The organism is Streptomyces sp. NPDC001787, assembly GCF_040297465.1.
GTDB lineage: Bacteria > Actinomycetota > Actinomycetes > Streptomycetales > Streptomycetaceae > Streptomyces.
Genome location: NZ_JBEOZE010000011.1, coordinates 87,760 through 99,839, shown reverse-complemented (window position 1 = coordinate 99,839; position 12,080 = coordinate 87,760). Strand labels below are relative to the sequence as shown.

The 12,080-nt window shown below is 68.3% G+C and carries 13 protein-coding genes; all 13 read right to left on the bottom strand.

Features of this window, described 5'->3' with window-relative positions; translation table 11 throughout:
• Nucleotides 1–7 precede the first annotated feature (7 nt).
• Nucleotides 8–625 carry a hypothetical protein gene (locus tag ABT170_RS17730; protein WP_351868328.1) on the bottom strand — a complete coding sequence of 206 codons (618 nt, stop codon included), beginning with the start codon at nucleotides 623–625 and terminating at the stop codon, nucleotides 8–10.
• A gap of 32 nt (nucleotides 626–657) precedes the next feature.
• Complete coding sequence (locus tag ABT170_RS17725) at nucleotides 658–1,269, bottom strand: pilus assembly protein TadG-related protein (RefSeq protein ID WP_351868324.1); 612 nt, start codon at nucleotides 1,267–1,269, stop codon at nucleotides 658–660.
• Nucleotides 1,269–1,499, bottom strand: coding sequence for a Flp family type IVb pilin (locus ABT170_RS17720; RefSeq protein ID WP_351868321.1), 231 nt, complete (start codon nucleotides 1,497–1,499; stop codon nucleotides 1,269–1,271). Before ABT170_RS17720 ends, ABT170_RS17725 begins: the two co-directional genes overlap by 1 nt.
• A 200-nt stretch (nucleotides 1,500–1,699) precedes the next feature.
• A complete protein-coding gene (locus ABT170_RS17715; protein WP_351868318.1) occupies nucleotides 1,700–2,764 on the bottom strand; it encodes a response regulator in 1,065 nt (354 codons plus the stop codon).
• A gap of 21 nt (nucleotides 2,765–2,785) precedes the next feature.
• Nucleotides 2,786–4,114 carry a sensor histidine kinase gene (locus ABT170_RS17710; protein ID WP_351868316.1) on the bottom strand — a complete coding sequence of 443 codons (1,329 nt, stop codon included), beginning with the start codon at nucleotides 4,112–4,114 and terminating at the stop codon, nucleotides 2,786–2,788.
• A 49-nt stretch (nucleotides 4,115–4,163) separates the two neighbouring features.
• A complete protein-coding gene (locus ABT170_RS17705; protein WP_351868313.1) occupies nucleotides 4,164–5,051 on the bottom strand; it encodes a DUF5936 domain-containing protein in 888 nt (295 codons plus the stop codon).
• A gap of 22 nt (nucleotides 5,052–5,073) precedes the next feature.
• Nucleotides 5,074–6,018 carry a type II secretion system F family protein gene (locus ABT170_RS17700; RefSeq protein ID WP_351868310.1) on the bottom strand — a complete coding sequence of 315 codons (945 nt, stop codon included), beginning with the start codon at nucleotides 6,016–6,018 and terminating at the stop codon, nucleotides 5,074–5,076.
• Nucleotides 6,019–6,028: 10 nt separating this feature from the next.
• Nucleotides 6,029–7,366, bottom strand: coding sequence for a TadA family conjugal transfer-associated ATPase (locus ABT170_RS17695; protein WP_351868307.1), 1,338 nt, complete (start codon nucleotides 7,364–7,366; stop codon nucleotides 6,029–6,031).
• A 106-nt stretch (nucleotides 7,367–7,472) separates the two neighbouring features.
• Nucleotides 7,473–7,904, bottom strand: coding sequence for a TadE/TadG family type IV pilus assembly protein (locus ABT170_RS17690; RefSeq protein ID WP_351868305.1), 432 nt, complete (start codon nucleotides 7,902–7,904; stop codon nucleotides 7,473–7,475).
• Between the two features lie 3 nt (nucleotides 7,905–7,907).
• Entirely contained in the window at nucleotides 7,908–8,294 is a 387-nt protein-coding gene (locus tag ABT170_RS17685; RefSeq protein WP_329946340.1) for a TadE/TadG family type IV pilus assembly protein, read from the bottom strand.
• Nucleotides 8,295–8,468: 174 nt separating this feature from the next.
• On the bottom strand, nucleotides 8,469–9,758 hold the full coding sequence (locus ABT170_RS17680; protein ID WP_329946341.1) for a CpaE/TadZ family protein: 1,290 nt from the start codon (nucleotides 9,756–9,758) through the stop codon (nucleotides 8,469–8,471).
• A gap of 7 nt (nucleotides 9,759–9,765) precedes the next feature.
• Nucleotides 9,766–10,473, bottom strand: a complete 708-nt coding sequence (gene cpaB, locus ABT170_RS17675) for a Flp pilus assembly protein CpaB (RefSeq protein ID WP_329946342.1) — start codon at nucleotides 10,471–10,473, stop codon at nucleotides 9,766–9,768.
• 406 nt (nucleotides 10,474–10,879) lie between these two features.
• Nucleotides 10,880–11,746: a hypothetical protein gene (locus tag ABT170_RS17670; protein ID WP_329946343.1), complete on the bottom strand. Its 867-nt coding sequence runs from the start codon at nucleotides 11,744–11,746 to the stop codon at nucleotides 10,880–10,882.
• Nucleotides 11,747–12,080: the final 334 nt, after the last annotated feature.

Sequence of the window (12,080 nt, the reverse complement as noted above, 5' to 3'; positions counted from 1 at the left end):
CTCACCATCACCCGGAGATCTTCAGAGAGGTGGTGGCGAACGTCGGCAGCGCCAGATCGACCTCGGTGGTCGTGCTGGGCGGAGCCGGGAACTGCATGAACACGGGCGTCGTCGCGCCGGGAAGAAGCGGACGGATCTTGGTGGTGCACAGGCAGCGTCCATCCGTGTCCCGCAGGACGTAGTAACGCTTCTTGCCCACCTTGTCGACCAGCGTGGCACCGCCCACCGAGTTCATGTTCTTCAGCACGATGGCGGTCTCACCTCCCGCCCACGCCGCCGGGTTGACGGACTTGTCACCCTCGTTCTTGATCTCGCCCTGCACGGTAACGAAGCCGCCGGAGTCACGCAGTACCTGATTGACGACGAGCGTGACACCGGCCTGGCCGCGCATCTCGGCGAGCTTCACATCCGGGTCCACGTTCTCACCAGCAGCCGTGTCCTCCTGGACCACAGTGTCGCTGTCTGCGGTCTTCGAAGGAGCGGCGGCGCCGGAAGGTGCCGAACTGCCGGCATCTCCCTTCCCGTCGCTGTCGCCACCACAGCCGGTGAGCGCGAGGGCAAGCGCCGCAGCCATGGAGGCAGCCGCCATTGCCCTTCGGTTTCTCGTGGTACGCCGAATACTCATGGAATCCGAATCCCTCTACTCGTCGTTCGCTGTCACTTGTCGACCAACCGCACGTCGAAAAGAATCTTGCTGATCTTCGACCAGTCCTTGGGGGCACCCAAAGGCTCGATCTCAACGACCCCGGCCTTGCCGCACGAGAAGACGTACAGGTCCTGGGCACCGTCGTCGTTGAAGTCGAAGGACTGCCAGTCACAGCGGAACTCGATGACGGCAGTGGCTTTGGCGTGGGCGAACTTCCGCTCCGTCCCCGGAATGACCGGCGAGTCCACCGCTTTGCGGCCCTTGACCTCGACCGTGATCCTGTCGAACCGCGGAACGATGGTGGGACTGCCGCACATCATGACGTCCGCATCGTTCTGCGAAGCGAAACTCTGCGCCGCGCCGCACGGCGTGACGAAGGGCGTCGACAGGAACGTGTCCAGCATTTTCCCGGGGAGCGAGGCCATGAACCCTCCCTCGAAACCCGTACGAGCGGTCTGGGCGGCAGCCAGCGCGGCGGAGTCCGCCGCACCCTGGGAACCATTGCGCAAGGCCGATGCCTTGCCGACAGCGAAGAAAGCGAACACGAGGAAGAGCAGGCCCGCCACCATCACAATGTAGATGGGGAAGGCCTGCCCTCGGTCGCTACGAGACCGGACAGTCATTAGCCAGCGGTGATCTCGGAGACCATGCTGTCGATGCGGTTCGAGATGTTGCCGCCGATGCCCGAGGCCGCGACCGCACCGATGATCGCCACGACCACCAGGATGATGCCCAGGTACTCGAACGCCGTCTGACCCCGGTCCTTCGCCGCGTAGCGCTTCTGGATGCTGCTGACGGCGGTGTTGGCCCAGCCGTTGACGCGCACGGCGGTCTTCAGGGTGATGTTCGACATGGTGTTCCCCTCCTGATTCGGCCGACCGCTTGCCGGCCGACTCGCACGTTCCTGGCATGTCGCGCCCGGCTCCGGCTTCCTCCTGGCCGGTGCCGCTTGCGACATGAGAAACATAGAGGGGGGCACCACGCTCACCAGAGGGTCCCAGGACCCATTCCCGGGCCCAAAGCGCGCTCTGGGCCCCCGCGTTGCCGCCTCGTTCAGCCATGACCGCCCGCCCTTCGCGGACCGGATCCCGTCGCGGGCGCCGTGCCCAGCCAGCGGGCGATCGCCTCGCTGCGGCTGCCGCTGTGAAGTTTCGTGAAGATGCGGTTGATGTGGTTCTTCACGGTCTTCTCGCTGATGAAGCAGGTGGCGGCGATCTGCTGGTTGCTCATTCCGGACGCAATCAGCTCCATGACCTCCACCTCCCTCGAACTCAGCCCGTGTTGTTGCCTGTTGGGAGCCGCGCCGGACCCCCTGGTCATGGAAGACTGTCCCACAACAGGTTGCAGTTGCGAAAGACCTTCCGATTCCTGGACCTGTCGCGTCGCCATGGTGAGTGGTGGCGACGGTGTGAAGCCGGGCTGCTCCTCATGTCCGGAGGCCGGATAGGGGACACCCGTCGTCAGGGCGGTGCCCAGTCCCTCCGGGAGCGCTCCGCGGCCCGGGTCCGCCCCGTTGCGCATATGGGCGAGCAGGGCGTTCGCGGCGGTGGCGGTGAAATTGGCCCGGCCCTGCGTGGTGTCGCGTACCGCCTGGACCAGCTGGTCGGCCGTGAACTCGCCGTGCACCAGATAGCCGCCCGCGCCCAGGCGCAGGGCCTCGTGGACGATCTCGCTCTCGCGGCTGTAGGTCAGCATCATCACGGGGGCGATCCGCACCAGGTGCGGCAGGGCGGAGATGCCGTCCACGCCGGGCATCCGGACGTCCAGCAGCACGACGTCAGGACGGTGGCGAAGGGCCATCTCGTAGGCCTGGCGGCCGTCCGCCGCCTCCGCGACGACCTGGATGTCGGCGCGGCCGGAGAGCAGTACGCCCAGACCGGCCCGGACCACGGGGTTGTCGTCGGCGACCACCACCCGGAGCCGGCCGGGTGACTGGTGGCCGGGTGCGGCCGGGAAGGGGGTGGGCAGGGCCTCGGGTGCCGCGGTCCGCTGGGGGACGGGGAACCCGGAGGAGCTGGGTTCCGGGCTGTGCGTTGCGATGTGCGGCGAGGCGGGCGGGGCGGCGTGGTGCTGCGCCACCCAGTTCTGACTCGACGCGCGGGGGACGTCGTCCGGCATTCTGCGACCTCCTCTCAGGAGCTACGGGTGGGGGGCGGATGAAGGGGCGGTGGAGGTGGTGCCAAGAGCGGCGAGGGGTATTTCCAGGCGCACTTCGGTGCCCTGGGCGGCGTCTCCCTTGCCGATCCGGATACGAGCGCCGATGGATGCGGCGCGTTCGACCATGCCGACGAGACCGAAGTGTCCCGCCCGTCTGAGGGTGTCGAGGGTGGTGCCCGCGGGCAGGCCGCGCCCGTCGTCGTAGACGCTGACGCGCAGGACGTCGCCCTTCACTCCGGCGAGGACGATGAGATAGCTGGGGCCCGCGTGCCGGTGGGCGTTCTCCATGGCCTCGGAGGCGACCGTGAGCAGCTGCCGGGCGACCGCCTGCGGGACGGGCGGTACGGGGATGTTCTCCTGGAGCCGGCGGAAGGTCGCGGTGAGACCGTGTCGGACACTGAAGTCGGCAGCGCGGGCCTGGAGTTCACCGACCACGTCCACCCCGCCGTCCAGGCCCGACTCGCGGCGGAGGTCGGTGAGCAGTTCGCGGGACTCGGCGGCGGCGCGGCGGGCGGCGCGGGCGACGAGTTCGGCCTGCTGCCTGACGGTGGGCGGGTCCATCCGGTCGGCGGACGCGGCGAGGCCGTCGGCGGCCAGGGCCAGACCGTGCAGGGTCTTGGCGACGGAGTCGTGCATCTCACGGGCGAGCCGGGTGCGTTCGCCTTCCACGGCCTCGCTCACGGCGAGGCGGGCGCGGGTCTCGGTGAGGGCCTGGCTGGCGGTCCCGAAGCGCAGGAGCAGATTGCGCAGGGTCACCCCGACGGCACCGGCGATCACACAGAAGCCGGGGAGCAGCAGGTTGGTCGCGTCGCCGGCTTCGAGCTTGGGGACGGTGTTGTAGACGCCGAAGACGATGACGACCTGGACTGCGGCGAACACGGCGGCTCCCCGCCAGCCGTAGACGAGGCCGGCGAGGAGCGGGGTGCAGACGGTGACGTACGCGAGCGTGGACTCGGGAGTGGCGGTGATCAGCAGGAGCGCGCCCAGGAACACATCGATGCCGAGCATCCAGGGGTGGCGCAGCAGGCGCGGGCCGAAGCGCTCCCAGTCGCGGAACAGGACATAGCTGCCCATGAACGTGATCAGGATCGCCGCCCCGATGAACCAGGTGGCGAGGCCGCGGGCGGTGTGGCTGATGGCGAACGGGGTGGCTATGGCGATCATCGCCAGCCGGAAGCCGAAGACCTGCCGGCACATCGCCTGGAGGGCGTTGACCTGGATGGCGAGCGCGGGGCGCGACTGCGGGTCGGTGGTGGCCACGGACATGTCCGCGGTGAGTCCGTTATGGACACCGCTGAGCTGAAACGTCATGGGCCTGCCACCTCCCGTCTGTCCCCGTGGTCGCCGTCGTCGGTCATCGTCAGCCGCCCGACATGAAGCCGAGGTCGACGTTGGCTCCGTAGACGAAGCCGACGGTCAGCAGGACGAGCGTGCCGGGCAGGAGGAACGAGGTGACGGCGAAGGTCGCCTTCGGTACCGCCTTCGCCGCCTTCCGGCGGGCGTTCTGGGCGTCGGTGCGGCGCATGTCGTTGGCGATCTGGATCAGCGTCTCGACGATCGGGGCTCCGAGCTCCTCACCCTGCTGGAGCGTGGTGACGAACATCGCGACCTGTTCCGAGTCGTTGCGCCTGCGCAGCTCCTCGAAGGCCTGCCTGCGGCTGACGCCCATGTCCATCTGGCGCAGCGTGATGCGCAGTTCGTCGGCCCAGGGGCCTTCGTACTTCTCGGCGACACGGGCGAGCGCCTGGCGGAAGCCGAGGCCCGCGGAGACGACGACGGCGAGGACGTCGAGGAAGTCCGGGAGGGTGCGCTCGATGTGCTCCCGGCGGACCCGGATGGCGGACCAGATACCGGCCTCCACCCAGAAGAGTCCGAAGGCGATCATGACGAGCGCGAGGAAGAGCTGTCCCTGCAGGAGCATCGCGAACGCGCCGAGGCCGCCGAGGGCCCCGTAGACGGCGCGCCGGGCGGCGTACCGGTCGATGGTGAGGCCGCCGGGGTTGCCGGCCAGGTCGATCTGACGACGCTTCTTGGTGACGGCCTTGGCCCCCATCATCCGGAGCACCATGGGGGCCCAGCGGATGCCGAGCCGGTCGATGCCGGAGCCCACCGCGCTGGTGCGGGTGGCGCCGGACTCCAGGGCGATGGCGAGGTCGCCGGGCAGTTTGGCATCGGCCCGGTACATCCGGATGCCGTGGATGGCTCCGTACACCGCGAGTCCGACGACGATCGCGAGCAACATGTCCATGTCTGCTTCTTCTCCCAGGCCGTCAGACGTCGATGCGGGACAGACGGCGGATCACGATGAATCCGATCGCGTACAGGACGATGGAGACCACGACGGCGATCTGGCCGATGAGGGCGCCGGTCATCCGGTCGAGGGCGCCGGGCATCACGGCGTTCATCAGGAGCATGGCGCCGATGCCGAAGCCGGGTACGGCGTAGGCGGTGACCGTGACCTGGGACAGCTGGGTCTTGACCTCGCGCCGGGTCTCCTTGCGCTCCTCCAGCGTCTCGGTGAGGTTGCGCAGGGAGCTGACGACCGTACCGCCGGCCCGGTTGGACAGGACCAGCGTGGTGACGAGGACGACGAGTTCGCGTGAGGGCAACCGGTCGGTCACCTCGCTGAGCGCGTCCTCCAGGGACTCACCGACGGCGAGGCGGCGGGCGACACGTGCCAGCTCCTCACCGGCCGGGTTCTCCAGCTCGTCCGCCGCCATGGACAGGGCGGTCCGCAAGGCCAAGCCGGCCTGGGTGGCGTTGGCGAGGATGCGGGACAGCTCGGGGAGCTGGTTGATGAAACGTTCGGTGCGCTTGACCCGCTGCCAGTTCAGGAACGCGTTGGTGCCCCAGAGACCGATGAGAGCGGCCACCGGGCCGAAGAAGGCGGCAAGTATCGAGGAGGCGATCATCCACAGCCCGGCCATCGCCAGGAGCGCGTACACCAAGAACTCGCCCGGGGTGAGTTCCATGCCGGTCGCGGCGAGTTTCAGCTCCAGCTTCTTGCCCAGGCCGGTGTTGCGCAGCTTGCGGTCCAGGGTGCGGAACCGGCGGCGTCGGCCCGTCTCGGGCAGATGGCCGACGTGGGAGAGCCGGTCGACCAGCGTGTCGCGGTCCGCCTTGCCGCCCGAGTAGGCGTGCAGGCCCATGACGCCGAGCACGCCGCACAGCAGCGTGACGCCGATCGTGATCAGGGGGAGATTCACATTATCCATGGCTCGGTACCTAGTTGGCCTCTCGGGTGGCGAGCTGTTCGGCGGATGCGGCGACCCCGAACGCCTGCGGGATGGGCTGGCTGGCCATGTAGAGGCGGTCGGCGATCCGGCGGGGCAGGGGGAGGTACTCGAACTCCCCGTGAATCCGGCCGTCGGAGTCCATCGGCCGGGCGTTGAACTTGGCCACGGTGACGATGCGGTACGGGTCCCTGCCGTGCGAGTCCAGCGCCGCGATCTCGGTGACTCTTCGTGATCCGTCCGCGTGCCGGGTCAACTGGACGATGACGTCGACGGCGCTGTTGATCTGGTCGTGCAGCGCCTCGAACGGGATCTTGATCTCCGACATGGAGGCCAGGGTCTGCAGACGCATCAGCGCGTCCTCGGCGTTGTTGGCGTGGACGGTGGCGAGCGACCCGTCGTGACCGGTGGACATCGCCTGGAGCATGTCAAGCGATTCGCCGCCACGGACCTCACCGACGACGATGCGGTCGGGACGCATACGCAGGGAGTTGCGGACCAGGTCGCGGATGGTGATCTGGCCCTTGCCCTCCACGTTCGCCGGCCGGGACTCCAGCCGGATCACATGGCTCTGCTGGAGCTGGAGTTCGGCGGAGTCCTCGATCGTGACGATGCGTTCGCTGTTCGGGATCAGCCCGGACAGGGCGTTGAGGAGCGTCGTCTTCCCGGTGCCGGTGGCGCCGGAGACGATGATGTTGAGCTTGGCCTGGACGAGACCGGCGAGCAGGATCAGCATCTGCTCGTCCAGCGAGCCGAAGCCGATCATCTCCTGAAGGGTGAAGGACCGCGGGAACCGGCGGATGGTGAGGGTCGCGCCGGTCAGGGACAGCGGCGGGATGATCACGTTGACACGTTCACCGCTGGGCAGACGCGCGTCGACCATCGGGTTCGACTCGTCCACACGGCGGTTGACGGTCGACACGATGCGCTCGATCGTCTGCATCAGCTGTTCGTGCGAGCCGAAGCGCATCGGGAGCTGCTCGACCTTGCCGCTGCGCTCGACGAAGATCTGGTCCGGCCCGTTCACCATGATCTCGGTGATGGAGGCGTCCTCCAGGAGCGGTTCCAGGATGCCGAGTCCGAGGGCCTCGTCGACCACGCGGCGGATCAGCTGCGAGCGCTCGATGGTCGAGAGGACCGGACCCTCGCGGCTGATGATGTGCCCGAGGACGCGTTCCAGGCGGGCCCGCCGCTCGGCGGCGGCCAGCGAGGACATCTCCGCGAGGTCGATCTCCTCCAGCAGCTTGGCACGGTAGGTGGCCACCATGTAGCCGTCCTCCCGTGCCCCGCCGTGCTCCTCCGGGGCGGTCATGCGTGCCCGCAGGCTCATGTGCGTAACTCCTCGGTCTCACTGTCCGGTCGAACCTGCGGGTGGTCGGTCCCGCAGACGGTCGTTCCCTCGGGGGCGGGCCGGTGGTTGGACCGGCTCGTGGGCACTATTGCCGAGGCATGGTGGAACTCCGCTCGGCCTTGCCCCACTTGCCCCACTTGCCGTCCATGCCCGGAACCACGTTGGGGACCTTGATCTCGATGGTGACCTCTACCTCGCCCCCATCGTCGTCCTGGCGGTACCGGAAGCCGTCGTTCGCGAGCCACTTGCTCATCGAGTCCCGGGCCGCGGTACGGGGGTTGCCCGAGGGGAAGTCCTGGGTCGCCGTCCTGGCGGCCGCACGGGCCGCCGTACCCGCCTGAGCGGCCGTGTACGCGGCGAGGCCGGCCTGGATGGCGAGGAGGGCGACCAGGATGAGCAGCGGGAGGAAGCCCAGATACTCGATGGCGACCTGGCCGCGGTCGCCGCGGCGGGAGGCTGGACGGCGGCCGTCGGCGCTCTTGCCGCCGGAGCGCTTCACACGTGCGGTTACGGTCATCACTCAGCCCTCCAGCGGCGAGCCGGCATGGCCCGTGATCTTCACGTCCAGGTCGAAGAGACCCGGGACCAGGACAGGGACCTTGAGCTTCACATCGGCCTTGTACAGCTCACGGCTGGACTTGCAGGTGATCTTGACACCGTCGCGCCAGGCGTCCGGCAGGTGCTCCTTCGCACCCTTCTTGCAGGCCCGGCTCTGTGCGTACTCCGCGCCGCTGCCCTTTCGCGCGCCCACGTCCGCCGCGTTGCCCGCGAGGCTCCAGGTGTAGCCGATCAGCGCGCACTCCCAGAGCACGAGCATGATCAGGATGATGAACGGGGTCATCCCCAGGAACTCGATCGCGGTCTGCCCGCGGTCGCGGTCACGGCCCCGCACGTAACGACCCCGCACGAAGCGGCCTCGTACGGGACTGCCGTGCCCGCGGAAACCGCGGGCGGCGGTGCGCCTCAGGCCGCTCCGTGCGGGTGTGAGCCCCTCCGGGGAGTGTGTGGGCCGGCCCCGGGAGCCGCGGGCGTCACGCCTCCCCCGTATCTCGGTGTCCGGTGCCCGGTTGGTAGTCATCGGTCAACGTGTCCCCTCGGTCTTCCCGTGGTCCCGTTCGTCGCCGTCGCGCCGTCGGCGCGGACGTCCGATCGAGCCCCGGTCGTTTTTGAATGTGCCACCGCTCTTCTTCTTGCTCGCACTGACCTTGACGATGCCCAGTTCTCCGGCCAGTCCCCAGAGCGCTTGCTTGACGGTGCTCTTGGCATCCAGTTCGTGCAGGCGCCCGGCGTCCACCGAGGCCTGGAGTTCCTTGAAGTTCGCGGGCACCGCCGCGTTCGCCACCTGGGTTCCGGTGATCTTCTGGATCAGGGGCGGCTGGATCTCGGTGTTGCGGGTGAAGCGGTTGACGAGCGTGATCGTCTCCTCCGCCTTGCGGATCTGGAGCCGTTCCCACATCCGTACGATGCGCTTCGCCCCGCGCACCGCGATGACGTCCGGGGTGGTCACCAGCAGGGCCACGTCCGCCATCTCGATGGCCGCCGCGTTGGCCCCGTTCATCTGGCCGCCGCAGTCGATCACCACGATCTCGTAGCGGGTGCGCAGCGCGCTGACGATCTGGCGTGCGGACCGGTCGCTGACCTCCTCGCCCCGTTCGCCCTCGCCCGGTGCCAGCAGCAGGGCCAGGCCGGTCGAGTGGGAGAACACCGCGTCTGCCAGCACCCGCGGGGAGATCTCCGTGATGAGCGCCAGGTCGACCAGGGAGCGCCGGAACTGCACATCGAGGTACGAGGCGATGTCGCCGGTCTGGAGGTCCATGTCGACCAGGGCCACGGTGTTCCCGGACGCCTGGGCGGCCAGGGCGAGCTGGATCGCGGCGACGGTGGCGCCCACGCCGCCCTTGGCGCCGGTGACGGTGAGGACCATGCCGCCGGGACCGGTGAACACCTCGTTGTTCGCGGTGAGGTGGCGGCGGACACCGGCCGACCACTGGGACGCGGCCTGGACCCGGTTGGCCAGCTCCTCGTAGCTCAGCGGCAGCGTGACGATCCCGCGGGCGCCGGAGTCCATGGCGTCGGCGAACAGCGCGGGATTGGCATCCGCGGTGATCAGGACGACCCCGACGGACGGGAACCGCATCGACACCTCCCGGATGAGCTCCAGGGCCGGTACCGGGCCGATCCGCTCGTGGACCAGCACGACCTCGGGCAGCTCGTCGAGGGACTCGCCCGCCAGGCGGGCCAGGGTGTCGATCAGCTGCGTCGAGTCGCTGACCGGCGCGGCCGGCTCCGCGTCGGGGAGCTGGCTGAGCAGAGTGGTGACCGATCTGGCCGCGTCGAGGTCACCGACGGCCGGGAGGATTCTGGTGGTCATCCCATCCTCACTTGTCCTTGTCGAGCGTGTAGGTGCGGTCCCCCGGGCGGATGGTGCCGTCACTGCCGGGCGCGACGAGGGCGAGCCGTACGTGCTCCGCGAAGGACTCGGCGTACGCCACACGCTGGGTGTCCAGCGTGTTCAGGGCGAAGGTGATCGGCACGGCCTCGGTGCTCTGGGTGCTCCGCTGGTCCCCGCGGGGCTCCAGGGCGGTCAGCTTGCCCACGTCCAGCACCTTGGCGTTGGAGACGATGACCTTGGACTGGGAGACGTCGTCCTGCTGCTCACCGGAGAACGTGGCGTAGATGTTGACCGTGGCGCCGGGCGTGATCTTGCCCGCGACACCGGTCGCCGCGTCGATCATGATGGCGATCTCCTGCTCACCGGCGCGGAGTTCGGGCTTGCGGGCCATCATGTCCGACTGGAGCAGCGAGCCCTTGCGGAGCTGGGTGACGGCGATCTTCGATTCGACTTCCCGCAGGTTGGTCACGGCGTTCTCCGAGAGCCAGCGCTTGGGCATCTTGATCTTCTCGAACTGACCGTCGTTCAGGGCCGTGTAGGGGGCCACGTCGGCTTTCAGCTGATATGCGGTCACCTCGGGACCGACCTTCGAGTTCACATCGCTGATCACCGAGAGCACACCGGCGAAGGCACCGAAGGCACACAGGACCGACAGGAGCAGGAGTATCACGCCGCGGCGCTGGCGGGAGTTCATGGGCCGGACAACCTCGTTCGATTCGGATGCGTGGGGCAGCGGACAGAGAGGGATGCGCGGAGTACGACGTACGGGGCGCGAAGTGCGGTAAAGCAGGAGCACAACGCGCGTAGTGCGATGGTTCGGCGTGCGAAGTGCGGGGTTCGCGGAGATGGCTGTGACGCTGCTGGACGGGACGGCGCTGAGAGTGGTGAGCGCTGGAGGGGGCGCTCGGAGCGGGAGGAGCGGGAGTGCTTGGTCGGGTGGTGCACATGCGGGTGGTGGAGCGGGAGTTGTGCGGTTGAGCCGGTCGGTGCCCGGTGGTACGGATGCTGCTCGGTCGTGCGGCTTGTGCGCGTTGGTGCTGGATGTCCAGTTGTCCGGGCGGTGCGGCCCGGTACTCAGTGGCGCGGGGCGCCCGGCGGCTCTAGGAGGCGGCTGACGCGTTCACCTCTTGATGCAGGACACCTGTGGCGTACGAGCGGTTCTCGGCGGACGCGAGCGGGGAGGAACAGAATCCGCAGCGGTCTCCGATGAGTTCCATTTCGCACCAGTGGCACTTTTCCCTCCGTACGGAGGACACCAGTTGATACAGGACGGAGATGTCCGGGAGGAAGGCGGCGAACTCCACCAGCTTCCCCGTACCCCACCAGCGGGAGGACTCGCCGGGCAGGGTCGCGTCATGAATGGCCTGGACCTTCCAGGCGGGAGCCAGGGTCTCCTGCACCCAGTCGGACTGCGACTGCCCCTTGGCCACCAAAAGATGCGTGCCGAATTCCGGTCCGGTCAGCGGTTCCGCCGCGGGTCCGACCTTGATGAGCTGTGACTCGGGGCCGGCGAGCACGGCGAACTGGGAGCCGGGCACCCAGGACTTCGCATGGCTCTTCAGGCTGACGGCCACCCGGTCCAGCTTGGCCACCGAGTGCAGCAGCGCGCCCGCGTAGATGTAGTGCGACAGCAGCCGGGCGGCGGAGGCGACCACCCCGGGACTGAAGTCGCTCAGTGACAGCTGACGCAGCTGACGCACCAGCACGGCGACGCCGAGCGGCGGCAGGTCCACCTTGACCAGCGCGATCCGGTCGCTCTCCAGGACGGAGCGGATGCCGAACAGCCTTCGTTCGTGGGCCGGCTGGATGCTGGACGGATACACCGCGATCACATACCCGTGCTGCTCCAGCAGCAGGTGCATGTCACCGATGGCGTGTTCCATGGTCTGGGCCTCGGGAGCCTGGAGCAGGGCCGCGGTCGGTGTCTGCTGATCGGTGGGCGGCAGCACCAGATCTGCGCTTGTCACTGCTATTGCGGTCGGCACGCTCTTCCCCGTTCAGCTCCGGCCGTCGCGGTGACGTCGGCCGCATTCGCTCCTGCCCGGTGCTCCTGCTCCAGCACTTTAGCCACGTCTCACCAGGCAGAGAACACTTATCGGGGACCGATACGACAACATGCGAACACCGCCTCGACGGCGCCCGGGTACTAAATAGGACGAAATCGAGACTGGTTAACTCCTGTACCACTGCGGAGTGTTACGGAGCACCGCCGTGGCCGACGGTCCGTCAATTCATCCGCGCACGTCAGAAAGGTCCCGGGGTCGTTCTGGTTCATTTCGACGGCGCGCCTTCGTCACGGTC

Coding starts and splice junctions, on each gene's coding strand:
- ABT170_RS17730 (WP_351868328.1), bottom strand. CDS start 625: ATGAGTATTCGGCGTACCACGAGAAACCGAAGGGCAATGGCGGCTGCC.
- ABT170_RS17725 (WP_351868324.1), bottom strand. CDS start 1,269: ATGACTGTCCGGTCTCGTAGCGACCGAGGGCAGGCCTTCCCCATCTAC.
- ABT170_RS17720 (WP_351868321.1), bottom strand. CDS start 1,499: ATGTCGAACATCACCCTGAAGACCGCCGTGCGCGTCAACGGCTGGGCC.
- ABT170_RS17715 (WP_351868318.1), bottom strand. CDS start 2,764: ATGCCGGACGACGTCCCCCGCGCGTCGAGTCAGAACTGGGTGGCGCAG.
- ABT170_RS17710 (WP_351868316.1), bottom strand. CDS start 4,114: ATGACGTTTCAGCTCAGCGGTGTCCATAACGGACTCACCGCGGACATG.
- ABT170_RS17705 (WP_351868313.1), bottom strand. CDS start 5,051: ATGGACATGTTGCTCGCGATCGTCGTCGGACTCGCGGTGTACGGAGCC.
- ABT170_RS17700 (WP_351868310.1), bottom strand. CDS start 6,018: ATGGATAATGTGAATCTCCCCCTGATCACGATCGGCGTCACGCTGCTG.
- ABT170_RS17695 (WP_351868307.1), bottom strand. CDS start 7,366: ATGAGCCTGCGGGCACGCATGACCGCCCCGGAGGAGCACGGCGGGGCA.
- ABT170_RS17690 (WP_351868305.1), bottom strand. CDS start 7,904: ATGACCGTAACCGCACGTGTGAAGCGCTCCGGCGGCAAGAGCGCCGAC.
- ABT170_RS17680 (WP_329946341.1), bottom strand. CDS start 9,758: ATGACCACCAGAATCCTCCCGGCCGTCGGTGACCTCGACGCGGCCAGA.
- cpaB (WP_329946342.1), bottom strand. CDS start 10,473: ATGAACTCCCGCCAGCGCCGCGGCGTGATACTCCTGCTCCTGTCGGTC.